The organism is Actinomadura bangladeshensis, from assembly GCF_004348335.1.
Classification (GTDB): domain Bacteria; phylum Actinomycetota; class Actinomycetes; order Streptosporangiales; family Streptosporangiaceae; genus Spirillospora; species Spirillospora bangladeshensis.
The window spans coordinates 1-1,291 of sequence record NZ_SMJW01000547.1; the positions used below are offsets into that span (position 1 = coordinate 1).

At 74.3% G+C, this 1,291-nt stretch carries 2 protein-coding genes; both read right to left on the reverse strand.

Going from position 1 to position 1,291, the window contains the following annotated elements:
• Positions 1-108: 108 nt before the first annotated feature.
• Positions 109-348, reverse strand: coding sequence for a DUF4229 domain-containing protein (locus tag E1284_RS40760; RefSeq protein WP_131945445.1), 240 nt, complete (start codon positions 346-348; stop codon positions 109-111).
• Between the two features lie 50 nt (positions 349-398).
• Positions 399-1,291 (reverse strand): threonine ammonia-lyase (locus E1284_RS40765; protein WP_131945446.1); only part of this gene is annotated, 893 nt, incomplete at its 5' end.

Here is a 1,291-nt window from a genome sequence, read left to right on the forward strand (position 1 = left end):
CCCCCGCGTCCGCCCCAAGGCCGACCCCACCCGGGACGACGGACCACCGGCGAAGCCGACCCGGGGGACGGTAAGCGCGAGCCGCGGGACTCTCCCGCGCTCCCTTTGTCAGGCGTCCTCTTTGGTGAGGGACTTCTGGAACTTCTGGCGCTGGCCGCGGAAGCCGCCGGCCACGGCGGCGGACATGCGGTCGCGCTGGGAGGACAGCAGGACGTAGCTGACGACGCCGCTGATCAGCAGGGCCATCAGCAGGAGCAGGAAGCCGCGGGCGCCGACGAGCGCCAGCACGCCGGCGGTCGCCGCGAAGATCGCGAGCCGGGCGAGGGTGTAGAAGATGACGGAACGCATGGCCCTTCGAGGTTAACCCCGGTGCCGCGTGGTCCGTCCCCGGGGTGCGGTCACCGCAGGACGTCCAGGAACAGAGCCGGGTCCACGTTGCCGCCGGACAGGATCGAGACATAGGTGCGGCCCGCCGGGAGTTCGGCTCGGTGGTGCAGGTAGGCGGCGGTGGCGACGGCGCCGGCGGGTTCGGCGATGAGGCGCGCCTCGCGGGCCAGGCGGCGCATCGTGCCGCGGATCTCGTCCTCGGTGACGGTGATGACGGCGTCCACGTGGGCCTGGATGTGCGCGAACGGGAGGTCGCCGACCTGCTGGACGCGCAGGGCGTCGGCGATGGTGCGGCCGGTCTTCTCGGCGTCCCAGCGGACCGGGCGGCCCGCGGCGATCGAGTCGCGGGCATCGGCGGCGAGTTCCGGTTCGACGCCGATGATCCTGGCCTCGGGGCGCAGCGCCTTCACCGCGGCGGACACGCCGGCGATGAGGCCGCCGCCGCTGACCGGGACGAGCACGACGTCGACGTCCGGGCGGTCGCGGACGATCTCCAGCCCCACGGTGCCCTGCCCGGCGATGACCCGCGCGTCGTCGTAGGGCGGGATCATCGTGAAGCCGTGCGCGGCGGCGAGCTTCTCGGCGGTCTCGGTGCGGGCCTGCGCGGTCGGCTCCACGTAGACGACCTCGGCGCCGAGCGCGACGCAGCGGTCGACCTTCACGGCGGGGGTGGTGTGCGGCATGACCAGGACGGCCTTGATGCCGAGGGCGCGGGCCGCGTAGGCGACGGCCTGCGCGTGGTTGCCGCTGGAGTGGGTCACCACGCCGGCCGCTCGCTCGGCGGACGTGAGGGAGGAGATGGCGGCGTAGGCGCCGCGCACCTTGAAGGCGCCGATCGGCTGCAGCGACTCGGCCTTCACCAGCAGCGCCGGCTCCTCGGCGGCGCCGCCGGAGGCGGGGGCGG